Here is a 22,733-nt window from a genome sequence, read left to right as displayed (position 1 = left end):
ACACACGCCTCCCTCTTCGTTAATTGTACTTAATACGCGGATCAATCGCTGCATAAAGCAAGTCAACGATTAAATTAATGAAAATGAAAATGGCAGCAATAATTAAAATTCCTGATTGAATAACTGGATAATCTCGGTAACCGATTGCATCATAAATATAACGTCCAATGCCAGGCCAGCTGAAAATCGTTTCCGTCAAAATTGCTCCGCCAAGCAATAGCCCTGTTTGCAAGCCGATGACAGTCAATACGGGAATAATGGCGTTTTTTAACGAATGCTTATACACAACCCAAAACATGCTTACCCCTTTCGCTCTTGCGGTGCGGATATAATCCGATTTCATCACTTCGAGCATGCTAGAGCGTGTCATGCGGGCAATAATCGCCATCGGAATCGTCGCTAACGCCATACTCGGCAACACGAGATGTTGGACGACTTGCCAAAACTGCTCCGTATTTCCACTGAGCAGTGTATCGATCAAGTAGAGATGGGTAATCGGCTCAATGGGGTTACGCACGTCCTCCCGACCTGACGTCGGCAGCCAGTCGAGCTGAATCGAAAACAACCACTGCTCCATCAACCCAAGCCAAAAAATGGGCATCGAAACGCCGATTAACGCTAATACCATCGCAATATAATCGAACCATGAATGCTGAAACCAAGCGCTAATAATGCCGGCGTTGACACCAATCACAACAGCAATCAACATTGCTGCTAACGACAGCTCGAGCGTTGCCGCCAAATACGGCCAAATTTCTTCGGCGATGGGAGCGCCGGTGCGAATAGACTCCCCTAAGTCGCCACGCAGCAACCCGCCAATATATTTGACATATTGGACATACCAAGGCTCGTCCAATCCAAGTTTATGGGTCAAAGCCGCCACTGCTTCCTTCGTCGCCTTTTGTCCTAAAATGACTTGTGCGGGGTTGCCAGGAATCGCTCGGATCATAAAAAACACAACTAACGACATGCCAAATAAGACGGGAATAATCATCAGCACCCTTCTCACTATATACGACAGCACCCAAGTATCCCTCCCTTAACGTGCGGTAAACAAAGAGGGGAAGATGCGCTCCTTCCCCTCTCCCAACTGATTATTGAAATTCCACTTTTGTAAATTTGTCTGAGCCAGTCGGATGCGGATGAAACCCTTGAATATTTGTCTTGCCGGCTAACAGCGGAGTCGAGTGAACGAGCGGAATCCACGGTGCCTCTTCTTTAATAATTTCTTGTGCCTGTTTATACAGCTCATTGCGTTTATTTTCATCGCTGACTGTTTGCGCCTCAACTAAAATGTTATGAAGCTCATCGTTCGCAAAATACGTGTAGTTGTTGCTGCCAATGCTGTCTTTGTCAAGGAGCGCGTATAGGAAGTTATCCGCATCACCGTTGTCGCCGGTCCAACCGAGCATGAAGGTATCCGCTTCCCCTTTAGCGAGCTTCTCTAAGTAAGTCGCCCATTCATATGACACAATTTTCGCTTTGACACCGATTTTGGCAAAGTTTGCTTGAATGGCTTCAGCGATTTTTTGCCCATCTGGCATATACGGACGTGGCACCGGCATCGCCCAAAGTTCGATTTCAAAGCCGTTCGGGTATCCGGCCTCCGCGAGCAATTGTTTGGCTTTTTCTAGATCAAACGGGTAGTCTTGAATGGCATCGTTATACCCTGGAATGCTCGGTGGCATCGGATTTTTTGCCACTTCCGCCTGTCCGGCGTAAAACGCATCGATGATTGCTTTCTTATCGACTGCATGGTTCAACGCTTGGCGCACCAGTTTGTTTTTCAGAGGGCCTCTCGTCGCTGTCAGTCCAACATAGGCGACGTTCATCGACGGACGCTTAAAAATTTGAAACTCTTTGTTTCCTTCCACTTGTTTTAAGTCCGTCGGGTTCAAGTCTTCCATGATATCGATTTCCCCTTTTAAAAGGGCATTGAGGCGCGCTGAGTTGTCCGGAATGGAAACGAAAATAAGCTGATTCAACTTCGGATAACCTTTTTCCCAATATTCTTTATTTTTCTCAAGCATGATCCGTTCGTTTCGTTTCCACTCTTTAAAGATAAACGGTCCGGTGCCAACCGGATGTTCGCCAAATTTGTCACCGTATTTTTTCACAGCTTCTGGGCTGGCAATGGCAAACGGCGGCATGGCGATATTTTTCAAGAACGGCGCTTGCGGACGCTTCAGCACAAACTGTACGGTATAGTCATCAATCGCTTTCACCTCTTTAATGACATGGCCTTCATCATTTTTATAGCCGCCAAACATCGAGCCATAGTATGGGAACTTGTCTTCATTGCCGTTTGCCCAACGCTCAAAGTTGAATACAACTGCTTCAGCGTTAAAATCCGTGCCATCATGAAACTTTACACCTTGACGCAACTCGAAAGTGTACGTCAGTCCATCCTCAGAAACCGTCCACTTCGTCGCCAATGCTGGCTTAACGGATGTGTCGTTGTCGTTGTAGTCAAGCAGTGTGTCAAAAATGTTTTTCGTGACTTTGAGCGACTCACCATCCGTCACTGTCGCCGGGTCAAGCGATACCGAATCGCCACCGCGGCCATAGACAAGAGTGTCTTGGGCCGATGGTTTTTCGCTGCTGCCCCCTGTGCTTTCCTTCGGCTTGCTACAGCCGGCAAAGACAAGCACAACGGCAAGCAGCATGGCCAGCCAGGTAAACCATTTGTTTCTTCTCATCGTTTCTCCCCCTTACTTGTTTTGTCTATCATCACACCGCCTGCTGTTTATTCATATAAATGGCAGGCGACGTAATGTCCAGTCGCTACTTCTTTTAATGCTGGACGTTGAGCACGACAAATGTCCATACAAGCCGAGCAGCGCGTATGGAATGCGCACCCTTGCGGTGGATTGGCCGGGCTCGGCAAATCACCGGAGAGTAGCTGACGCTCCGCTTTATGGTCCGGATCGGGAATCGGCACAGCAGACAAAAGCGCCTTCGTATACGGATGTTTCGGCGCTTCATATAGCGACTCACTGTCCGCTAGTTCGACCATCCTTCCTAGATACATGACGCCGACTCGGTCGCTAATATGCCGTACCACTCCCAAATCATGAGCAATGAAAATATATGTAAGGCCAAACTGTTTCTGCAAATCTTCAAGCAAATTAAGCACTTGTGCTTGAATCGACACATCGAGCGCTGAGACCGGCTCATCGGCGATAATCAGCTTCGGATTGGTCATCAGTGCCCGCGCGATGCCGATGCGTTGGCGCTGACCGCCGCTAAATTGGTGCGGGTAACGTTTCGCATGATACGAACCGAGCCCGACAACTTCAAGCATCTCACGCACCCGACGCTTCCGCTCTTCTTTCGACCCGATGCCATGAACAATCAACGGCTCCTCTAAAATTTTTTCCACCGTATGGCGCGGATTGAGGGAGGCAAACGGATCTTGGAAAATCATTTGCATATCGCGCCGCAACCGACGCAACTCTGTTTTGGATAAAGCCGTTACCTCTTTTCCTTCAAAAGTGATCGAACCATCCGTCGGCTCAATCAGTCTCATCAGCATTCGTCCTGTCGTCGACTTGCCACAACCGGACTCACCGACGATCCCAAGTGTCTCGCCGCGATATACGGTAAATGTCACATCATCAACCGCTTTCACCATTCCGATTTGTTTGCCAAAAATGCCACCGGTAATCGGAAAATATTTTTTAAGCCCTTTCACTTCGAGCAACAGGTCGCTCATCGACTCCCCCTCCCTTCTCTAGCGCCAAAAAGCAACGGGTGCGATGTCCTTGTTCGCCCGTTTCATATAGCTGCGGATCCTCTTGACGACAGCGGTCAAACACATATTCACACCGCTCAGCGAACCGGCAACCACAGCGAACGCTCCCCGGCTTCGGCACTTGTCCAGGAATGGAGTACAGACGCTCCTTTTTACCACGGATATCGGGAATCGAGCGAATTAAACCGGCGGTGTACGGGTGCTGTGGCCGTCGAAAAATCGCCTGAACACTTCCCTCTTCAACAATTTGACCGGCATACATCACGATCACACGATCACATATTTCAGCCACAACTCCCAAATCATGAGTAATCATCATAATCGCTGTGCCGAACGTCCGGTTTAATTCTTTCATCAACGCTAAAATTTGTGCTTGAATCGTCACATCAAGCGCTGTCGTCGGTTCATCAGCGATCAAAAGCGCCGGTTGGCACGCCATCGCCATGGCAATCATCACCCGCTGACGCATACCGCCTGACAACTGATGCGGATATTCATCCAGCATTTGTTCGGCGCGCGGCAATCCGACAAGTTTGAGCATTTCTGCCGCCCGTGCTCTCGCTTCTTTTTTCCTTATTTTTGTATGAAGACGAATCGCCTCAACTAGCTGATCGCCAATGGTGAATAATGGGTTTAATGACGTCATCGGCTCTTGAAAAATCATGGCGATCTCATTCCCACGGATTTGCTTCATCCGTCGCTCTGAGGCTTCGACTAAATTCTCACCTTTAAACCAAATCTCACCGCCGACCACCTTGCCGATTCCTTTTGGCAATAATCCCATGATTGACAGCGATGTGACGCTTTTTCCGCATCCAGACTCCCCGACGATACCGAGCACTTCACCCTCACGAGCAGAAAAGTCAACACCATCGACAGCGGGAATCTCCCCGTCATCTGTAAAAAAAGAGGTTCGAAGCCCCCGAACTTCCAATAAAGGTGCTTCCATCCTCCCCCTCCCCCCTCATAACCCCATTTCATGAAACTTTTTCTCTCTCAACAAAATTATGACATGCATCATACTATAATACAATATAATATTATAAAAAATTAAAATTATCTAAAAAGAAATAAAACAATAAAAAACGGCTTTGCCTAAGGCAAAACCGCTTTTTTTATGTTTTTCAATAATATTAATATTTTTGTTTACTATCATAAGTGTTGAACCATAAACAACTCGTAATAGCTCCCTCGTTTCGCCATGAGTTCCTCATGCGTGCCGCTTTCGACAATTTGCCCGTTTTCGATGAACAAAATGCGATCAGCATGGGTGATCGTCGACAAACGATGGGCGACGACAAACGTCGTGCGGTTTTTCGCCAAACGATCAAGCGCTTCTTGAATGTATTGCTCATTTTCCAAATCGAGCGCCGACGTCGCCTCGTCAAAAATGAAAATCGGTGGATTTTTCAAAAACACGCGAGCGATGGCAATCCGCTGTTTTTGCCCGCCGGAAAGCTTGACGCCGCGCTCACCGACTCTCGTGTCATAGCCGTCGGGCAAACTCATAATAAACTCGTGAGCGTTCGCTGCTTTCGCCGCAGCGATGACTTCCTCATCCGTCGCGTCCGGCTTGCCGAGCAAAATATTCTCTTTCACTGAATCACTGAACAAAAAGTTGTCTTGAAACACAAGGCCAATTTGATCGCGCAAGCTGCGGACGCGAAACGAGCGAATGTCCATGCCATCAAGCAAAATGCGGCCATCGGTCACATCGTAAAAACGCGGAATTAAGCTAACAAGCGTTGATTTGCCACCACCGCTTGGACCGACTAAGGCGACCGTTTCCCCCGCTTTGACGGAAAACGACACATCGCGAAGCACCAGCGGCCCACCGTCGTGATAGGCGAACGTGACGCGGTCAAAGACGATATCGCCTTTCACACAGCGACACTCAATCGCCTGTGGCGCATCATCAATATCATACCGCTCATCCAAAAATTCAAACACGCGATCCATCGAGGCAAACGACTGCGTCAACGTCGTCGAGGCATTAACCAGGCGACGAAGCGGTGTATACAGCCGCTCGATATAACCGACAAAGGCCACCATGGTACCGACGGTCATCTGTCCAGTGATCACTTCATACCCCGCATAGATGATGACCACGATCGGCGCGATGTCGGTAATCGTATTGACCGCTGCAAACGATTTAGCGTTCCAACTCGTATGTATAAGCGCCTTCGTTAAAAAATGACCGTTTTGCTTTGAAAAACGCCGCTGTTCTTCGTCTTCAATCGCAAAGCTTTTCACGACCGGCATCCCTTGCACTCGCTCGTGCAAATATGCCTGCAATTCAGCGAGCGCCTGTGAACGCTGACGGGTGCGCTGACGCAGGCGGCCAAAAAAATATTTGACCGCAAACGCGTAAAGCGGCAGCGTACTGACAGAAATAAGCGTCATTTTGACATCCATGTTCACCATAATCACGAGGGCGATCAAGATCGTTGCCATATCGATCCATAAATTCATCAACCCAGTAATAATAAATTCTTTTGTCTGCTCAACATCATTGATAACGCGCGAGATCACCTCACCCGTCCGGTGGTTCGCATAATACGAAACACTCAACTTTTGCATATGATGAAAATAGTTGCTGACGAATATCGTATAACACTTTGCTTGCTGTCCATTGCGCGAAATATTGCCGGTAATATTCGACAAACGGCCGAATGACGAGAAAGACGATCAGCATAAAGGCGAGCGCCTGCCAAAGGCGGTTTGTTTTCTCTTCAAGTGAAAGTGCGTGATTGGCGATCACGTCATCAACGACGAATTTCAACAACAATGGAATGAGTAACGGAATAGAAAATTTTATGATGCCAATAACCATTGTGGCAGCGATATGCCAACGGTAAGGACGGACAAACTGCCAGTAACGACGGATACTTCCCATGGAGATCCCCCCTGAAAAAGCAGAAAAAACCTGTCAGCGGTGCCGAACAGGCTTTTTTCATGCCGCTATTTTTGGTACGCCTGAAACACTCCGTACCATTTGTCAATAAACTCGGGCGCGAACGGTCCTTTCCGCTCTTGGATCCAACCAATGAGCTTCTGGACGTTATTTTTTAAAATACGGTCAATCACATCCGGGTAGTTCATCTCGCGGCGATGCCGCTCGTATTCGTCTTCATCAAGAAGCATGTACGTCATATCAGGAAACACTTTAATATCCAAATCGTAATCGATATATTTCAGCGCCTCGTCATCCCAGACAAACGGGGAGCTTAAATTGCAATAATAATATACTCCGTCCTCGCGAATCATAGCGATAATGTTAAACCAATGCTTGGCGTGAAAAAAACAAATTGCCGGCTCGCGCGTCACCCACGTCCGGCCGTCCGCTTCCATGACAAGCGTTTTGTCGTTGCCGCCGATTACGTACGCTGATGTTCCTTTTAACACGACCGTTTCCTGCCAAATGCGATGGATCGTCCCATTATGTTTGTAGCTATGGATTTGAATGATTTTCCCTTCCCGTGGGTATGCTGGCATCACTCTTCCCTACTTTCCGATGGGAGCTTCTTCTTTTCATTATACCTTGTTTACTTCGCAAATGAAAAGAAAGCCGCCTTGCCGAAGCAAAAGCGGCCTAGCGGTGCAGCGCTGAAGGATGCGGCCTGCTTCAAGCGCTAGATGACATCTGTCTCTCAAACACGCGGCGAATGGCTTCGACTTGCTGTTTCATTTGCCGTACTTCTTCACGAAGAGCAATGGTCGGCGCTTCGCGTTCGAGTTCCTCCAACTGGCGGGTAATCTCCTGGCAGCGCTCCATTTCATGCCACAAAAATAACGTTTCCTCCCGTTCATCCACCCAAATCTGTTCCATGCTCCTCCTATTCTCCCTTCCCCTTTGTCCTGCCGTCTGCTTTATCATTTCGCGACCCGCCTTTCAAATCCTCTAGCTAATTATGTAGAGCCTTAGCAGCTTTTGTCGACAAAAAAGCAGAGGCGTACTGCCTCCGCTTTTTGACTTTCCTATCCGGCCTCTTGCCTGCGCTCTCTTGGCAACATACGCCGCCATTAGCGCTCGATGGCATCGGCCATTTATAATGATCGGTTACTGATTAGTGTTTTGTGCTTTGCGGGCTTCTGCTTGCGCATTTTGTTGTTTGACATGTTGTACATTCGTCTCAGCCGCAAACTCAGTGCCGAATTGGCCAGCTTGAGCAGCTTGCGACGATTGTGCATTTTGTTGTCTTACTTCTTGAATGTTCGTGCCAGCAGATGTTTTGTTCGGTTGTTTGGCCATTGCTCTCACCTCCACGTACCTTACTATGCCCCGGAGGTGGCCGTTCTATCCGCCGACATTATAAAAGTAAAGATCTTCCACCATCAACAATGATCGTCTGTCCGCGAATCATTTCAGCCGCATCGGATAACAAAAACAAGACGGCGTTAACGATATCTTCCGGTTTCACCGGGCGCCCGGCTGGGGTGTTCGCCGCCGCATCAGCGAGTAGCTCATCGCGGTTCGGGAAATGTTTCAACGCATCCGTATCAACCGCTCCGCCAGAAACGGCGTTGACGGCGATATTTTTTGGTGCCAGCTCGACGGCCAAGTAGCGCGTAAGAGCCTCAAGTGCCGCCTTCGACACGCCGACAGCCGTATAGTTTTCCAAATAGCGGATCGAGCCGAGTGAGCTGATGCTGACGATTTTTCCACCGCCGACTTTTTCCATCCGTTTTGCTGCTTCTTGGGCGCAAAATAAAAGTGCCTTACTGTTGATATTCATTGTCCAATTCCAATGCGTTTCTTCCAGCTCCATCGCCGGTCGCAACACGCCGGATGCGGCATTATTCACCAGCACATCGACCCGCCCGAACGCTTCGTCTATATGGGCAAACATGTCACGAATTTTCTCGACGTCGCCAACGTTCGCTTTGACGACAAGCGCTCTTCTGCCGAGCGCTTCGATTTCACGTGCTGTTTCTTCAGCTGCTGTTTTGCTGCGAGCATAATTAACGACAATATCATATCCTTCTTGCGCCAGTCGCAAAGCAATCGCTTTACCAATGCCGCGGCTGCTTCCCGTAACGACCGCCACTTTTCCACTCATGTTTTTCCACTCCTTTACGTATAATATAGCCGAATTCCGCAAACAAAGGAGGCGCAGCCTATGTATGTCGGCCGCGATATGACTGAACTGTCAATGATTCCAAAAACGGAATGGACCGATGATGAACTCGCTTATTTCCACCATTCATTCCAGCAAATTGCTCCGTATTTAAACATCGAAGGGCAAACGATTCATCGGGAAATTATTGAAGAAATTGAAGCGCGCGGCGGCCTTGGGCGCCGCGAAGCGACGTACACGCATGGCACGATGCCAGTTCCCGATTAACGCAGGCGGCGCACTTCGCCTGCGTGCTCTTGATATTCCCGCCAAACGCGCTGATGTGACACAGGAAATGCATATGTCTCTAGCTCCCTCTCTGACACCAATCGATACGGTTCCTCCAGCCGCTCGCCATCAAGCAATCGTCCATAAAACACCGTCAGCTTCCAAACTAAGTGGGAAAAAACATGATCAAACGAAGCGATAGGTTCACCAAGCTTGACGTCGAGACCTTGCTCGTTCAAAAACGCCCTTTCCAAATTCTCTGTCTCACCTTCGCCCTTCATTTCACAGCTTGGAAATTCCCACAAGTTTGCCAGCAGACCGGTATGATCACGTTTGCGAATCAGAATGCGCCCATCTTGGTCAGTCAGCACCGCGACCGCAAGGGGCACTTGTTTCACCGCTGTTTTTTTCGTTTTCACCGGCAGTTCCTCTGGCACCCCTTCCGCGAACGCCCGGCAATGAGCTTGCACCGGGCAAAGAAGGCACGATGGGCGGCGCGGCGTACAAACAAGAGCACCCAGCTCAATCAACGCTTCATTAAATGCCCCAGGCTGTTCATACGCCATAATTTCACGGACAATCTGTTCAAACCGCTTTCGTGTTGACGCCTTAGCAATGTCATCCGTCACCAAAAACAAACGAGACAACACACGCATGACGTTACCATCGACCGCTGGCTCTGGCACGCCGTAGGCGAGGCTCAATACAGCCCCGACCGTATACGGACCGACTCCTTTCAACTTCGAAAACTCATCCGGATTATCCGGCACTTTTCCTCCGTAGCGCTCTTTCACTTCTTTTACCGCTGCATGCAAGTTGCGCACACGCGAGTAATAGCCGAGCCCTTCCCACGCTTTCAGCACTTCGTCTTCATCGGCGTCAGCGAGCGCCTCTAGCGTCGGAAATTGCCTGATAAACTTTTCAAAATACGGAATCACTGTCTCGACGCGCGTCTGCTGCAACATGACTTCCGATACCCAAACCTTATACGGATCGCGGTCTTGGCGCCACGGTAAATCGCGGCGCTCACGGGCAAACCAATCAAGCAAATCGCGCTGAAACTCGCGGGCAGGAAACCGTTTTGTCCACGTTGTCATATTCATTATGTCCCCCATGGTGTCTATTGTCCATCCCATTATACCAAAAAACCCCCAACATGACTTGCAGCATGCAGGAAGACAAACGGCTGGGTGATCCACTACAGAACATGGAGAGACGAAGATCTTGCTCAAGATATGACGTAAAAACGATGCACATCACGGCATCGGCAGTTGGAAAAACACAGAGGCTGAAAACGTGACAACATGAGAATGGGGAAACAGCATAGACCATTTTGCAGGATGAAAGGTTTATAACTAGTGAAGGACTCCCTCCGCTGTTTGGATCAATCACTATCCTAGCAGGGAGAGAGTCCTTTTGATAGGAATGTAGCTTCCTTCCTACTACGCTTTGTCTGGCATTCCTCACAAACACAACAGACAAACGTCCGTGATTCTCATCAAGAATCTACGTTAGATTTCACCGAAAAATAGTTGACTCATACGTGATGGGATTGTTCTTTTGTCGTGGAAACATAGGCTGTCTGTTCATATTGAGCACGCATTTGACGAATATCAATGCGAACAAGCAAAGACAAAACGAGAGCGATGACAAACAATCCGCCAAAAAAGGCTAAACTTCCTTCATAAGAGCCAGTTGTGTCTTTAATATATGCCGCAAACATGGGTCCGACCAACCCGGCGGCTGCCCAAGCAGTTAAAATATAACCATGGATGGCGCCAAGCTGTTTTGTTCCGAACAAATCACCGATATATGCTGGAATACAGGCGAACCCGCCGCCATAACACGTATACACAATCGTCAGCATCACAACAAACAGCCATTTAATGGATACATTCGGCAACAAGAAGAAAATCAAAATTTGCAAAACGAAAAATGTCGTGTATGTATTCGGCCGCCCAATATAATCGGAAGCTGACGCCCAACCGATGCGCCCTAGCCCGTTAAATACCCCAATGGCGCCAACCAGTGCCGCCGCTGCCGTTTGGCTGATGCCGATGCTTTCTACCGCTAACGGCTTGGCCACCGCTAAAACAGCAATGCCGCATGTGACGTTAATAAACAGCATAAACCACAAATACCAAAACCGTCTCGTTTTAACAGCTTCATTGGCCGTCAATTGCGCCAAGTCAAGCGAAGGCTTGGCTTTTCCGGCCTTCACTTTTTCTTGAAATCCTTCCGGCAGCCATCCTTCCGGCGGTTTTTCTAAGTAAAGGGAAGATACCGTCATAATGACAAAATACGTGATACCTAAAATAAAAAACGTATTTTGCACACCAACGGAATCAATCAAACTATTCATCACAGGACTCGCGATTGCCGCGGCAAACCCAAACCCCATAATCGCCAGTCCTGTCGCTAGCCCTCGACGGTCCGGAAACCATTTGACGAGCGTCGACACGGGCGCAATGTAACCGACACCAAGCCCTATTCCTCCCAACACACCGTAAAACAAATACAGCAAGTACTTCGATCCAAGTGCTACCGCTAATCCGGACCCAGTCACCCCGAGACCAAAGAAGATGGCAGCCAATAGTCCAGATTTCCGTGGTCCATGCTTTTCAACAAAATGGCCGAGAAATGCGGCGGATAATCCTAAAAATAAGATCGCAATGCTGAATGTGAGAGCGACTTCTTGATCCGACCAACCAAACAATTGTTTCAATGGATTCGTAAAGTTGCTCCATGCGTAAACCGATCCAATGGAGATATGGATGCCGACAGCGGATAAAGCAATCAGCCAGCGGTTTTTCAAGGCATTTTCTCCCCTTTCATTCGATAATAATACGCTTCTCATGCGTATACACATTAAAATCCTGTCCACGTAAAAAACCGACAACGGTAATTCCAAGTTCTTCCGCCAAATCTAAGGCTAGCGTCGTCGGCGCTGATTTCGACAACAGGATGCTTATGCCCATTTTCGCCGCCTTCAAGAGCACTTCTGACGAGACGCGACCGCTGAATACAATAAGCTTGTCTTTCATCGCCACTTGATGGCGCAAGCAGTAACCGTACAATTTATCAAGCGCATTATGGCGGCCGATGTCAGAGCGGATGACGACAATTCTATCCGGCGTGGCAAGCGCAGCGTTATGAAGGCCACCGGTTGCCGCAAAATCAATTGACTGTTCGTGTAACGTTTTCATTAAACACACACAATCATCCGCTTTGACAGTAATGCCGCCGACAATCGTTTTGGCGGTTTTCGCATCATTGTAAAAATAAAATTGCCGGCTTTTTCCACAGCACGAGCCGATGAATCGCTTCGCGTAAAACTGTTTTGCCGGGAGCTCGTCTGAGGTGAGCTCCACATACACGAAGCCCCGCTCCCCGTCAATCGTCATCGCCTTAATGTCATCGATTACACGAATCACTCCTTCTGACGCCAGAAAACCAATGACAAGTTCATTGATATGACCCGGTGTGCAGACGATTGTCGCAAACTCTTGCCCGTTGACTACCACCGTCAGCGGAAACTCGAGCGCGATCTCATCTTCTTCCTCGGCCAGCTGCCCATTTCGATATTTAACGATATACCGTCTTTTGGCCACAAACCCGTCCAACAAGTCCCCCCTCCTCCCTTGTTCAAAATAAAACCGCCGCCTTTCGATACAGAAGGTCAATCATCCTTCTGCTTACGAAAGGCGGCGGTAGTTTACACCCAGTACGATCTGCAGCGAAACCAACGCACATCCGTTTTCGAAACCTTTCTGCCAACCGGACACCCCCCGTTAGCCGACAAGGCTTCTCCCTATTTTCACATTACTTACATTCATAAGCATACCATGAACAATCGCGAAACACAACCAAAATTGTTCACAAATTTGTCACAATTCAATCGGTTTTTCAAACACAAACACGGAAACGGCCATATCTTCTTCTACTTTAATATCACTGAACAAGTAAAGCAGTTTCGATCCAGCAAGTTCTTCCATACCATCAGGCACATGTTGGGCATACACATCTTGAATCATTTTCGTTCTTGCTGCATGCACCATGTCCCGCCCTTCCGGCGTGCGGGCGATAAATTTTTCCGTCGGCGTTAAATTGCCATGCAAAATGGAGATCGCCAAGTTGTCGACAAAATACGTTTTAATCCGTTCCGGTCCTTTGCCAAACAACTGTTTACGCACTTTGCGCACAATATCATTAAACGCGGCTTCTTTTCTCGACATCTCCATCCCCTCTCCTTTCGCCAACGTTTGAAAAACTTCCTGTTCATCCATTGTGTTCTATGTTTCTCCATACTATAATAAACTATAACAGATGTGTATATAGTGGAAAAATAATAAGGTTTCTCTTGTTATTTTTCTACGAATCTAGTGAATATTGGATTGGTTGTTTAGTATCGCCATGCTAAAGAACTACTCCACCACGATGAAACACGCTTCTCATCGCTGGTGGAGTTTTTATTTTGCAAAGGAGGAGTGATGATGGAAACACGAACGGTAACAGTCACCATCAATGGACGCCCGTATCACGTCAAACAAGGGATGACCATTTTAGAAACTGTCAATGAACACGGTCTCCCTCACCCGCAAGTTTGTTACACGCCGGAGCTTGGCGCTATTCAAACGTGCGACACGTGCATCGCTGAAGTTAACGGCTCGCTTCTTCGCGCCTGCTCAACGCTAGTGGAAGACGGAATGGTCGTCGAACTTAGCTCACCGCGGGCGAAAGTGGCACAAAAAGAAGCGATGGATCGCCTTTTGGAAAACCATCTCTTGTATTGTACGGTATGTGACAACAACAATGGCAACTGCAAGCTGCATAACACAGCGGAAATGATGCAAATTGAACATCAAACATATCCGTACCGTCCGAAAGTCGACCCGTCCGAGGTAGATATGTCACACCCCTTTTACCGCTATGATCCGAACCAATGCATCGCCTGTGGGCAGTGCGTTGAGGCATGCCAAAACTTACAAGTCAATGAAACACTCTCCATTGACTGGGAAGCGGAACGGCCGCGCGTCGTTTGGGATGGCGGCGTGCCGATCAACGAATCGTCGTGCGTCAGCTGTGGACACTGCGTCACCGTCTGCCCGTGCAACGCTTTAATGGAAAAATCGATGCTCGGCGAAGCCGGATTTATGACCGGTTTAGACCAAGATGTGCTCAAACCAATGATCGATTTTGTCAAAGAAGTTGAGCCGAATTACACGAGTATCTTCGCCATTTCCGAAATTGAAGCCGCTATGCGCCAACAGCGAATCAAAAAAACGAAAACGGTTTGTACGTTCTGCGGTGTTGGCTGTTCGTTTGAAGTATGGACAAAAGGACGCAAGATTTTAAAAATCCAACCTGTTTCCGAAGCGCCTGTCAACGCCATTTCAACGTGTGTCAAAGGGAAATTCGGCTGGGATTTTATCAACAGCGAAGAGCGTTTAACAAAACCGCTCATCCGTAAAGGGGACACTTTCGTCGAATCGACATGGGAGGAAGCGCTTGACTTGGTCGCAGAAAAGCTCGGCGCCATCAAGCAACAATACGGAGGCAACGCCATCGGCTTTATTTCATCATCGAAAATTTCCAATGAAGAAAACTATTTAATGCAAAAGCTGGCTCGGCAAGTGTTTGAAACGAACAACGTCGACAATTGTTCACGTTATTGCCAATCGCCAGCTACTGACGGCTTGTTCCGCACGGTCGGCATGGGCGGCGATTCCGGCACGATTTATGATATCGCTTCCGCCGGCTTGGTTATCATCATCGGCGCCAACCCCGCTGAGGGACATCCCGTCATTGCGACTCGCGTAAAACGGGCGCATAAACTGTTCGGTCAAAAACTGATCGTCGCGGACTTGCGCCGCAACGAAATGGCCGAGCGTGCCGATTTGTTCATCCGTCCGAAACAAGGCACCGACCAAGTGTGGCTCATGGCAGTAACGAAATATATCATTGACCAAGGCTGGCATGATGAATCGTTCATTCGCGAACGCGTCCATTTCTTTGATGAATTTAAACAGTTGCTAGAAAAATACACACTCGATTATGCTGAACAAATAACCGGCATCGCCAAAACCGATCTCATCCGCATTGCTGAAATGATTCACGAAGCAGACGGCACATGCGTCCTCTGGGGCATGGGCGTGACGCAAAATACAGGCGGCAGCGACACATCGGCGGCGATTTCCAACTTGCTGCTCGCAACCGGAAACTACGGGCGTCCGGGCGCCGGTGCGTTCCCATTGCGCGGCCATAACAACGTCCAAGGCGCCTGTGACATGGGATCGCTCCCTTCCTGGCTGCCTGGCTACCAACATGTGACCGATGACGCAGCGCGCACGAAATTTGAAAAAGCGTACGGCGTCCGCATCGATGCCAAACCTGGTCTTGACAACATTCAAATGATTGAAGCTGCTGAACGCGGTGATCTAAAAGCGATGTATATCATCGGTGAAGATATGGCGCTTGTCGACTGTAACGCCAACCACGTGCAAGACACGTTAGCGAAACTCGACTTTGTCGTCGTCCAAGACATTTTCTTATCAAAAACGGCGCAATTTGCTGATGTGATCTTGCCGGCAGCGCCGAGCTTAGAAAAGGAAGGAACATTCACAAACACCGAACGCCGCATCCAACGGTTTTACCAAGCGCTCGAGCCGCTTGGCGACTCCAAACCGGATTGGTGGATCATTCAAGAAATCGCAAAACGGCTTGGCGCCGACTGGAATTACGCCGGTCCGAGCGAAATTATGGACGAAATCGCCAGCTTGGCTCCACTCTATTCGCAGGCGTATTATGACCGGCTCGAAGGCTGGAACAGCTTATGCTGGGGCAGCTATGACGGCGCCGACACACCACTTTTGTACAAAGAGCGGTTCAACTTCCCGGACGGCAAAGCTCGCTTTGCGCTAGCTGACTGGGTCGAACCGGTGCAATACCCGGAAGAGTACGATTTGCTCGTCAACAACGGCCGGCTGCTTGAGCATTTCCACGAAGGAAACTTGACGTACAAATCAAAAGGCATCCAGCGCAAGTTTCCGGACATTTTCGTTGAGGTGTCGCCAGAACTCGCCAAAGAGCGCGGCATTAGTGACGGGGCGCTCGTCCGGCTCATCTCACCATACGGCCGTGTCAAAGTGCGCGTGCTCGTCACCGACCGGGTCAGAGGCAATGAGCTGTTCTTGCCGATGCATTCAACCGCCAATGAGAGCGCTATTAACATTTTAACTGGTCCACAGACCGACCATCGCACAAATACACCGGCGTATAAGCAAGCCCGAGTGCGTATGGAAGTGCTTGAACGATCAGGAGAGACGCCGCTGCCGCGTACAAACCCACGCTTTCAAAAGCGGCATCCGCAAAACGGCGTCGAGGTCGAACGAAAATGGCGACGCCGCGATTACGTACCGCTCACGGAAGCGGAAAAGGAGGTGAAAATCGGTGGCTAAACCGATTACCACCATTCAAAAACATGAGATGACCGAAGAGGAAAAACGGGCCGAAGCGCTGACGAAACTAAAAGCGGCTGTCGGTGACAGTGAAGAAGCAGTTCACGAACTCCTCGAGTTCATCGAACAGCTGCACGAAAGCGGTTTGCTTGAGGCAGCTAACGCTTTATTAAAAGCGCGGGAAGACGTAGCAAAAATCGTCGTCGGCCAGCTCAATCAAAAACCCGTAACAACGATGGTCAATCACGCGTTCGCCTGGGCCAGCCTCGCCTCTTCTCTTGATCCGGAACGGACAGCCAAACTGCTTGAACATATCGCCTCCGGTGCTATCGAGGCGTACGAACAGACCTCTGTCGAACCGACAAAAGTCGGGCTGTTCGACTTGTTTAAGGCGCTCAACGACCCGGATATCAACCGCGCCGTTCGATTTTTCCTTTCCGCACTTAAGGCGATCGGCCAACGTCTTGGAAATGATAGCTAACCAGTTGGTTAGCGGACAAAATAGCAGCAAGCAAATAGACTTTCAAAAAAATGGACAGCAATCCAAGCGACTAGCAAAACGAATGAGGCGTCCCGCCGATTGCGCGGGCGCTTTTTATTCGAGTAAAACCGTCCCCGATCAAGCCTTTTTCCTTCCCTGCTAGATGTCCCCAACAACAAATAGACACCGATTTAGTCATTCTGTCCCTCGCTGACTGACAGCATCATGTGGTACACTACCGATACTATTATTTACCTCACCGACCAACCGCTCTGAAACGGAGCGGTTATTGGCCGGGCTCCATGCGGGATATACTAACAAACGACGCTAATAAAGGAGGTGCCTTGACGTTGGATACAGGCACACACGTTTTAATGGGAGTGGCGCTCGGCAGCCTTGCTTCGCTCGATCCCGCCATCGCCCACGATCCGCTCTTATCGCGCGCTGTGTTGATCGGCACGCTTGCCGGCTCACAGGCGCCAGATATCGATACGATTTTAAAATTGCGCAATAATGCCAAATATATTCGCAACCATCGCGGTATTACCCACTCGATTCCGAGCGTCATTCTTTGGCCGTTATTAATCGTTGGCGTGATGACCGCCGTCTATCCGGAGACAGATTGGTTCCGCGTTTGGCTCTGGACGTTTATTGCCGTTGCCTTTCACGTGTTTGTCGATATTTTTAATGCTTACGGGACACAAGCGTTGCGCCCGTTTACGAAAAAATGGATCGCTCTTGGCGTCGTTCATACGTTTGATCCGATCATTTTTGTGCTCCATTTGCTCGGGATTGGTGGACTGCTTCTCGGCGCCCACCCAGGTTATACATTTTTCACCATCTATGTAATCATCGCCGCATATTACGTGCTTCGCTTCCGCCAACAGGCCAACATAAAACAGCTCGTTCGCTCCACGATCGATGGCGTGACCGAGATCATTACCGTACCGACGTGGCGCCCCCGTGAATGGCACTTAGCCATTTCGACGAGCGACGAATTTTATGTCGCCCGCATCAAACGCGGTCGTCTTCTCATTCTCGACCGTTTCCAAAAGCGGCCGCTTCCAGACCACCCAGTCATGAATGCGGCCAAACGCGATGAAAATGTTGCTGCTTTTTTATCCTTTTCCCCGGTATACCGTTGGGAAATGAACGAATACGATGACCATTACGAAGTACGCTTTACCGACTTGCGCTACCGGAGTAAAGGATATTATTCGTTCGTCGCTGTCGTTCAGCTTGACCGGAACCTCAACATTGTCAGCTCATACACCGGATGGATTTTCAGCGAAGGAAGACTACGAAAAAAACTCGAACTCGCACCAAACTGACAGTGGTCACCAGCGCCCATGTTTGTCCCAACAATTTGCACACATAAGCACACTCGATTATCCCATAATAAAAATACGTGTTGGCCATCCCAACACGAGCACTCCATTAAGGGGGAATGTGCGGTGCGGAATAAGGAGCACAACTTCCCAAACCAAAACAACAACAAGTTTGAGGGAGAGCCACGCGCCAAATCCGAGTATGCATCAAAGCGGGCTGACGGTACGACCAACACCCACCCGCAAGAACGGATGCGCGCCTCAGGTGAACGAAGCGACTTCTTTTAATAGTGAGCAAAAACGTGGGAGCATGGTGCTATCCGCCATGTTCCCCAGCATATTCCGCAGCGAGGTGAACAGTCATGGGTCACCATCGGCGCAAGGCGTTTTATGACAACTTGTATTCGAATCCGTTCCCGCAGCCATGGGCTAACCGCAAGCATGCCCACGCGCAAGTAAACGGTGAAACGCGGCAACCGCTTAACTTGATCATTTTAGAGCGAGAAACGCGCAAGCGGTCGTAACAAAACCTAGGGGCAATCCCCTAGGTTTTCTTTCAAACATCAAATGGCTCTCTGTGCCGCTCACCGGATAAAGATAGAGGAAGGGGCGTGTTTTCGATTGTCAAGCCTCCCTTGCATGCTTTTACTTACGGCAAGTTAGGCTTTCGCAGCAATGAGATCGGCAGCGCTTCCTCCTCTCCGTTTCCTTTCAGCCGCCATCCCCAAGCAAACACCCCTTTTAAATATCGCACTTTAAAATACTCCCCTGGCGCCCCTTCAATCTCGTATATCTCCCCAGGCTGAAAATCAGCTGGATTCATCATATACGCTCTTGCCATAGCAATTTTCCGCTCATAAACGGCATATTCGTTCACCATGCCCATCTGTTCCGCCTTGCGAGCTTTTTCCGTTAAGACAGCGATTTCTTGCTGTAATTCTTCTTTTGTCATTTCACTATATCGTTTTTGTTCCTCTTTGAGCATTTTTGGCCATCTCCTTTTTCTTTTTTAACCGGCAGCACCATTTCTTTTCCCGTTTTTAGTTGCGATGGTCATCCATCGTCATCTTGCCTGCGCAGCCACTCGTCGATCAAAGCAAGCGAAAACCCTTTCCGGTAAAGAGCTTGACGCATTTTTTGTTCATAAAGCGGGCGCGGGTGATGCGCATAGCGGCGACGAATCTTTTCTGCCTGAACATGTAGCGCTTCTCTCTCTTCCTCCTCGGTATGGCCGCTCCCATCCGCTAGGACGATAGCGATCACTTCATGCGAAAACCCTTTGCGCATCAACTGTTGCTTTACTCGCTCCAAAAAAGCGCGCGCCGACTCTGCCCGCCGTTGTTTTTTTGCCTTTTCGTAAAGCGAGCGGGCTGCAATCACTTGTTCATTAAACGAGTATTCGACTAAGCTTTGTTCAATCACACTCGCAGGTACGCCGAGCCGCTCAAGTTCAGCCTGAATGAGACGCGGTCCTTTGGTAGATGTGTTCTTTTGCGTACGCACATAAGCAGCAGCGAACGCCTCATCATCGACATACCGCTCGGCGCGAAGTTTTTCAAGCACTTCTTCGATGACCGGATCGACAACACCTTTTTTTCTCAAGTGTTCAACAATCTCTTGCTCCGATCGCATCCGATGCGCCAAAAAATAGAGCGCTTGTTGGTACGCTTTTTTTATCCCATCGGCATAGACGATATCACGAAGAAGGGCATCGTCGATGATCATCCCTTTTTTCAAACGGAATTTAAGCAATACGTCTTGGTCGACTGTCAGCTTTAACGCTGACTCGTTGTCGCGGTGAATGACGATCCAAAACCGCTCAGCGTTTTCTTTCGTCACCGTAATGTCGACAATCGTTCCCATGCCTCGTTCCCCCTCTCCTTTATCTTACCATAGAGAGGAATTCTCGACATAAACGGCGAAATGGGAAGGGAACGTGTCACCCGCATGCGATGATTTCCCGCTTCCTTATGCATAAAATAAAAGGAGAGAAGAACTGTGCGCATTGCCATAAATGGTGGAACTGGACTAATCGGCCAGGCGCTCGCCCACTCTTTTTCTAAACAAGGGCATGACGTTTATATTTTCACTCGCTCACCCAAGCCTTCTGAAGGAAACATTCATTATCTTTCCTTCAACGACAGCCAAAAACCAACCGCCATCGATGTGGCGCTAAATTTGGCCGGCGAGCCGCTCAATCGAAAGCGTTGGACGACGAAGCAAAAAACTGTGATTGTTGACAGCCGTCTTCGAGCTACCGAAGCAATGGTCAACTATATCCACTCGCTATCTAAGCGTCCGTCACTGTTTATCAACGCGAGTGCCATCGGTGTTTACGGCACTTCCGACTCCGCTACCTTTACCGAGCAGACGACCGATTATGGCGCTGATTTTCTCGCTAAAACTGTTCGAGCGTGGGAAGCGGCGGCTCATCCAATCGAACAGAGCGGCATCCGCACCGTTTATGCCCGGTTTGGTGTTGTCTTCGCTCGCCACGGTGGCGCCTTGCCGATGATGGTCATACCATATCGTTTATTTATCGGCGGCCGGATCGGCAGCGGACATCAGTGGCTGTCATGGATTCATCTTGAGGACGTCACCCGTGCAATCGCCTATATCATCGAACATGATGAGCTGGCAGGGCCCGTCAACTTCACGGCGCCTCATCCGGTACAAATGGATGAGTTCGGCCGTACGGTTTCCCGCCTGCTTCGCCGTCCGCACTGGCTTCCGGTCCCTGCAGCAGCGCTTCGCCTCCTCCTCGGTGAAATGAGCATGCTTATTACGGAAGGACAACGCGTCATCCCGGAAAAGTTGCTGCAAGCCGGATTCCGCTTTTCATTTCCAACGTTAGAAGATTGTCTCAAGGATTTAGTTTTGTCGCAAGACGAACAAAAAATATCCAAAAAAAATTAACAAAAAAGCAATTTCTTTTTTCCATCTAATCGTGTATGATAAAGAAGACTTCAGAACAGTTGTTGTTCATAATCGCATACAAACAGGAATAAGGGGAAGGCAAATGGTGCGCCACCAGCGCTCGCGCTGGTTCTAGTGGGTTCGATTCCCACCCCGAAATTTTTTTAACGAAGTTTTAATAAAAAAATTTCGAGGGTGGGTCCTACTCGCGTTGGGAGGCTGCCCTCGGCATTTAAAAGGAGGGATTGGCCATGCTGAAAAAACGCGAGTTGCAAGACTGCCATGCGCTATACGAGCTGATGGTGCACCCGGACGTCTTCCCTTTTGTGCGCCAAAAAGCCAGCTCGTACGAAGAGTTTTTGTTTATGACAAAACAGCTCATTGAGGCCGAAGAACGAGGAGAGGTCATTTCACGCACGATTTTGGATGAATGGGGAAACTCGATCGGCACGATCAGCCTCTTTGATATACAAGATGGTGCCGGTTTTTTAGGAACATGGCTCGGCAAACCATACCACGGACTCGGCTACAACCGGCGCGCCAAAGAAGCATTTTTCCATGAACTGTTTTATGAACTTTCCATCGAAACAGTAGTTTTACGCATCCGTAAAGTCAATGTCCGCTCGATTAAGGCAGTGGAAAAGCTACCGTATGTGACATCGGCCAATGAAACGCGGCGGACGCTGCTCGAACAAATCGGTGCGGATGTGTACAATTTGTATGAAATTACGAAAGACAACTACACGCTTTATACGATGCGCCATCCCTCCTTCACGCTTGAAGAGGAACAACGGAAAGAAGCGTAAACACGGGAGAACGCATGACGATCCAAAAAGAGGATGTCCGTCCAGACATCCTCTTTTTATGCATAAAAACGGCTCGTGTCGTCCAAAATGGAACTGAATGAATCTTGATGCAAAGTGAGGGAACGAGTGATGGCGGAAAAACGAAAACGTGAAAAAGTAAAACATACACTGACAAGCGCCCAAGAAGTGAGCTATGCCCGCGATTTTAAAATGGCCGACCAAGCGGGCGGTTATACGGCTAAAAAAGCGCGCCATTAGAAACGATTGCTATTTATACAACCGCTCTGTCCTTGCCATCCTAAAGAATGAATCGTACGATTCACCACTTTTCTATAGGGGGCATGGACAATGGGCCGATCTCGCGGACAACGGGCACGTGATAAAAATAAGGCGACTTTACCACAGGTGCCGAAGCAGCTGAAAGACAACATTGATGTCGAGTATTCCGAAGAATTTGCCGACCACGAAGACCTCGAAGCGCAAGCGCGCGCTGCAGCGGCTGGCATCCGCCGGCAAGAACGCAAACGATAGTCGAACAAGGGTGTCCCGCTTAACGGGACACCTTTTGCTTGCCTCCCTCACTTCCAAGCTGCAATGTCGCGGGTTATGCCTCCCATAACAGAAAGCAAGTCGAGTGCTCTCTTCT

Annotated in this window: 24 protein-coding genes and 1 pseudogene; 10 read left to right on the top strand and 15 right to left on the bottom strand. The window is 49.1% G+C overall.

The features are described 5' to 3' along the window. Positions 1-19: 19 nt before the first annotated feature. From DSM465_RS0115595 to fabL, 9 genes and pseudogenes are all read right to left on the bottom strand, one after another. Positions 20-1,024, bottom strand: coding sequence for an ABC transporter permease (locus tag DSM465_RS0115595; RefSeq protein WP_011886810.1), 1,005 nt, complete (start codon positions 1,022-1,024; stop codon positions 20-22). Positions 1,025-1,094: 70 nt separating this feature from the next. Beyond that, on the bottom strand, positions 1,095-2,699 hold the full coding sequence (locus DSM465_RS0115590) for an ABC transporter substrate-binding protein (protein ID WP_008881546.1): 1,605 nt from the start codon (positions 2,697-2,699) through the stop codon (positions 1,095-1,097). Between the two features lie 47 nt (positions 2,700-2,746). Further along, on the bottom strand, positions 2,747-3,715 hold the full coding sequence (locus DSM465_RS0115585; protein WP_008881547.1) for an ABC transporter ATP-binding protein: 969 nt from the start codon (positions 3,713-3,715) through the stop codon (positions 2,747-2,749). Next, positions 3,681-4,703: an ABC transporter ATP-binding protein gene (locus tag DSM465_RS0115580; protein WP_008881548.1), complete on the bottom strand. Its 1,023-nt coding sequence runs from the start codon at positions 4,701-4,703 to the stop codon at positions 3,681-3,683. The genes DSM465_RS0115585 and DSM465_RS0115580 overlap by 35 nt, the downstream gene beginning before the upstream one ends. 203 nt (positions 4,704-4,906) lie before the next feature. After that, positions 4,907-6,650: pseudogene (locus tag DSM465_RS18440) on the bottom strand (ABC transporter ATP-binding protein). Between the two features lie 65 nt (positions 6,651-6,715). Further along, positions 6,716-7,249, bottom strand: coding sequence for a nucleoside tri-diphosphate phosphatase (gene ntdP, locus DSM465_RS0115565; RefSeq protein ID WP_011886805.1), 534 nt, complete (start codon positions 7,247-7,249; stop codon positions 6,716-6,718). A gap of 130 nt (positions 7,250-7,379) precedes the next feature. Next, positions 7,380-7,583 (bottom strand): YgaB family protein, encoded by a 204-nt coding sequence (locus DSM465_RS0115560; RefSeq protein ID WP_029761755.1) that lies wholly within the window; start codon positions 7,581-7,583, stop codon positions 7,380-7,382. Positions 7,584-7,814: 231 nt separating this feature from the next. Then, positions 7,815-8,006, bottom strand: coding sequence for a gamma-type small acid-soluble spore protein (locus DSM465_RS0115555; protein ID WP_029761754.1), 192 nt, complete (start codon positions 8,004-8,006; stop codon positions 7,815-7,817). Positions 8,007-8,064: 58 nt separating this feature from the next. Next, on the bottom strand, positions 8,065-8,814 hold the full coding sequence (gene fabL, locus DSM465_RS0115550; RefSeq protein ID WP_008881553.1) for an enoyl-[acyl-carrier-protein] reductase FabL: 750 nt from the start codon (positions 8,812-8,814) through the stop codon (positions 8,065-8,067). A 60-nt stretch (positions 8,815-8,874) separates the two neighbouring features. Between fabL and DSM465_RS0115545 the strand changes: the two genes are divergently transcribed. Further along, positions 8,875-9,099: a hypothetical protein gene (locus tag DSM465_RS0115545; RefSeq protein ID WP_008881554.1), complete on the top strand. Its 225-nt coding sequence runs from the start codon at positions 8,875-8,877 to the stop codon at positions 9,097-9,099. Here DSM465_RS0115545 and mutY read toward each other — a convergent pair. The 4 genes from mutY to DSM465_RS0115525 all read right to left on the bottom strand — a co-directional run bounded on the left by mutY (position 9,096) and on the right by DSM465_RS0115525 (position 13,334). Then, on the bottom strand, positions 9,096-10,196 hold the full coding sequence (mutY, locus tag DSM465_RS0115540; RefSeq protein ID WP_029761753.1) for an A/G-specific adenine glycosylase: 1,101 nt from the start codon (positions 10,194-10,196) through the stop codon (positions 9,096-9,098). The two genes, DSM465_RS0115545 and mutY, sit on opposite strands and share 4 nt — an antisense overlap. A gap of 440 nt (positions 10,197-10,636) precedes the next feature. Beyond that, positions 10,637-11,914 (bottom strand): L-lactate MFS transporter, encoded by a 1,278-nt coding sequence (locus DSM465_RS0115535; protein ID WP_029761752.1) that lies wholly within the window; start codon positions 11,912-11,914, stop codon positions 10,637-10,639. Positions 11,915-11,930: 16 nt separating this feature from the next. Further along, a complete protein-coding gene (fdhD, locus tag DSM465_RS0115530) occupies positions 11,931-12,722 on the bottom strand; it encodes a formate dehydrogenase accessory sulfurtransferase FdhD (RefSeq protein ID WP_029761751.1) in 792 nt (263 codons plus the stop codon). A gap of 264 nt (positions 12,723-12,986) precedes the next feature. Then, on the bottom strand, positions 12,987-13,334 hold the full coding sequence (locus tag DSM465_RS0115525; RefSeq protein ID WP_029761750.1) for a DUF2294 domain-containing protein: 348 nt from the start codon (positions 13,332-13,334) through the stop codon (positions 12,987-12,989). Positions 13,335-13,592: 258 nt separating this feature from the next. On the opposite strand from DSM465_RS0115525, the gene fdhF reads away from it, so the two are divergent. The 5 genes from fdhF to DSM465_RS19120 all read left to right on the top strand — a co-directional run bounded on the left by fdhF (position 13,593) and on the right by DSM465_RS19120 (position 18,889). Next, positions 13,593-16,556 carry a formate dehydrogenase subunit alpha gene (gene fdhF, locus DSM465_RS0115520; RefSeq protein WP_029761749.1) on the top strand — a complete coding sequence of 988 codons (2,964 nt, stop codon included), beginning with the start codon at positions 13,593-13,595 and terminating at the stop codon, positions 16,554-16,556. After that, entirely contained in the window at positions 16,549-17,037 is a 489-nt protein-coding gene (locus tag DSM465_RS0115515; RefSeq protein WP_008881561.1) for a DUF1641 domain-containing protein, read from the top strand. The genes fdhF and DSM465_RS0115515 overlap by 8 nt, the downstream gene beginning before the upstream one ends. A gap of 350 nt (positions 17,038-17,387) precedes the next feature. Then, positions 17,388-18,368, top strand: coding sequence for a metal-dependent hydrolase (locus tag DSM465_RS0115510; RefSeq protein ID WP_029761748.1), 981 nt, complete (start codon positions 17,388-17,390; stop codon positions 18,366-18,368). Positions 18,369-18,491: 123 nt separating this feature from the next. Further along, positions 18,492-18,653, top strand: coding sequence for a small, acid-soluble spore protein K (locus tag DSM465_RS0115505; RefSeq protein ID WP_008881563.1), 162 nt, complete (start codon positions 18,492-18,494; stop codon positions 18,651-18,653). 74 nt (positions 18,654-18,727) lie between these two features. After that, positions 18,728-18,889, top strand: a complete 162-nt coding sequence (locus DSM465_RS19120) for a YpzG family protein (protein WP_008881564.1) — start codon at positions 18,728-18,730, stop codon at positions 18,887-18,889. Between the two features lie 125 nt (positions 18,890-19,014). On the opposite strand, the gene DSM465_RS0115495 is transcribed toward DSM465_RS19120, so the two are convergent. Next, complete coding sequence (locus DSM465_RS0115495; RefSeq protein WP_008881565.1) at positions 19,015-19,350, bottom strand: YfhH family protein; 336 nt, start codon at positions 19,348-19,350, stop codon at positions 19,015-19,017. Between the two features lie 68 nt (positions 19,351-19,418). Further along, on the bottom strand, positions 19,419-20,228 hold the full coding sequence (gene recX / locus DSM465_RS0115490; RefSeq protein WP_008881566.1) for a recombination regulator RecX: 810 nt from the start codon (positions 20,226-20,228) through the stop codon (positions 19,419-19,421). Positions 20,229-20,363: 135 nt separating this feature from the next. On the opposite strand from recX, the gene DSM465_RS0115485 reads away from it, so the two are divergent. From DSM465_RS0115485 to DSM465_RS0115465, 4 genes are all read left to right on the top strand, one after another. Continuing rightward, a complete protein-coding gene (locus DSM465_RS0115485; RefSeq protein WP_008881567.1) occupies positions 20,364-21,281 on the top strand; it encodes a TIGR01777 family oxidoreductase in 918 nt (305 codons plus the stop codon). Between the two features lie 251 nt (positions 21,282-21,532). Further along, a complete protein-coding gene (locus DSM465_RS0115480) occupies positions 21,533-22,087 on the top strand; it encodes a GNAT family N-acetyltransferase (RefSeq protein WP_029761747.1) in 555 nt (184 codons plus the stop codon). Positions 22,088-22,216: 129 nt separating this feature from the next. Continuing rightward, positions 22,217-22,345 carry a YfhE family protein gene (locus tag DSM465_RS19115; protein ID WP_078172606.1) on the top strand — a complete coding sequence of 43 codons (129 nt, stop codon included), beginning with the start codon at positions 22,217-22,219 and terminating at the stop codon, positions 22,343-22,345. A 90-nt stretch (positions 22,346-22,435) separates the two neighbouring features. Next, positions 22,436-22,618 carry a YfhD family protein gene (locus DSM465_RS0115465; protein WP_008881570.1) on the top strand — a complete coding sequence of 61 codons (183 nt, stop codon included), beginning with the start codon at positions 22,436-22,438 and terminating at the stop codon, positions 22,616-22,618. Positions 22,619-22,733: the final 115 nt, after the last annotated feature.

Origin of the sequence: Geobacillus thermodenitrificans subsp. thermodenitrificans DSM 465, assembly GCF_000496575.1 — a bacterium.
GTDB lineage: Bacteria > Bacillota > Bacilli > Bacillales > Anoxybacillaceae > Geobacillus > Geobacillus thermodenitrificans.
Note: the sequence above shows the minus strand (reverse complement) of the source record. Positions and strands in the feature narration are given on the sequence as shown.

Bases quoted from the DNA above. Each gene is read 5' to 3' on its own strand.
- DSM465_RS0115590 (WP_008881546.1), bottom strand. From the start codon at position 2,699: ATGAGAAGAAACAAATGGTTTACCTGGCTGGCCATGCTGCTTGCCGTT.
- DSM465_RS0115585 (WP_008881547.1), bottom strand. From the start codon at position 3,715: ATGAGCGACCTGTTGCTCGAAGTGAAAGGGCTTAAAAAATATTTTCCG.
- DSM465_RS0115580 (WP_008881548.1), bottom strand. From the start codon at position 4,703: ATGGAAGCACCTTTATTGGAAGTTCGGGGGCTTCGAACCTCTTTTTTT.
- ntdP (WP_011886805.1), bottom strand. From the start codon at position 7,249: ATGCCAGCATACCCACGGGAAGGGAAAATCATTCAAATCCATAGCTAC.
- DSM465_RS0115560 (WP_029761755.1), bottom strand. From the start codon at position 7,583: ATGGAACAGATTTGGGTGGATGAACGGGAGGAAACGTTATTTTTGTGG.
- DSM465_RS0115555 (WP_029761754.1), bottom strand. From the start codon at position 8,006: ATGGCCAAACAACCGAACAAAACATCTGCTGGCACGAACATTCAAGAA.
- fabL (WP_008881553.1), bottom strand. From the start codon at position 8,814: ATGAGTGGAAAAGTGGCGGTCGTTACGGGAAGCAGCCGCGGCATTGGT.
- DSM465_RS0115545 (WP_008881554.1), top strand. From the start codon at position 8,875: ATGTATGTCGGCCGCGATATGACTGAACTGTCAATGATTCCAAAAACG.
- mutY (WP_029761753.1), bottom strand. From the start codon at position 10,196: ATGACAACGTGGACAAAACGGTTTCCTGCCCGCGAGTTTCAGCGCGAT.
- DSM465_RS0115525 (WP_029761750.1), bottom strand. From the start codon at position 13,334: ATGTCGAGAAAAGAAGCCGCGTTTAATGATATTGTGCGCAAAGTGCGT.
- fdhF (WP_029761749.1), top strand. From the start codon at position 13,593: ATGGAAACACGAACGGTAACAGTCACCATCAATGGACGCCCGTATCAC.
- DSM465_RS19120 (WP_008881564.1), top strand. From the start codon at position 18,728: ATGGGTCACCATCGGCGCAAGGCGTTTTATGACAACTTGTATTCGAAT.
- DSM465_RS0115495 (WP_008881565.1), bottom strand. From the start codon at position 19,350: ATGCTCAAAGAGGAACAAAAACGATATAGTGAAATGACAAAAGAAGAA.
- recX (WP_008881566.1), bottom strand. From the start codon at position 20,228: ATGGGAACGATTGTCGACATTACGGTGACGAAAGAAAACGCTGAGCGG.
- DSM465_RS0115480 (WP_029761747.1), top strand. From the start codon at position 21,533: ATGCTGAAAAAACGCGAGTTGCAAGACTGCCATGCGCTATACGAGCTG.
- DSM465_RS19115 (WP_078172606.1), top strand. From the start codon at position 22,217: ATGGCGGAAAAACGAAAACGTGAAAAAGTAAAACATACACTGACAAGC.
- DSM465_RS0115465 (WP_008881570.1), top strand. From the start codon at position 22,436: ATGGGCCGATCTCGCGGACAACGGGCACGTGATAAAAATAAGGCGACT.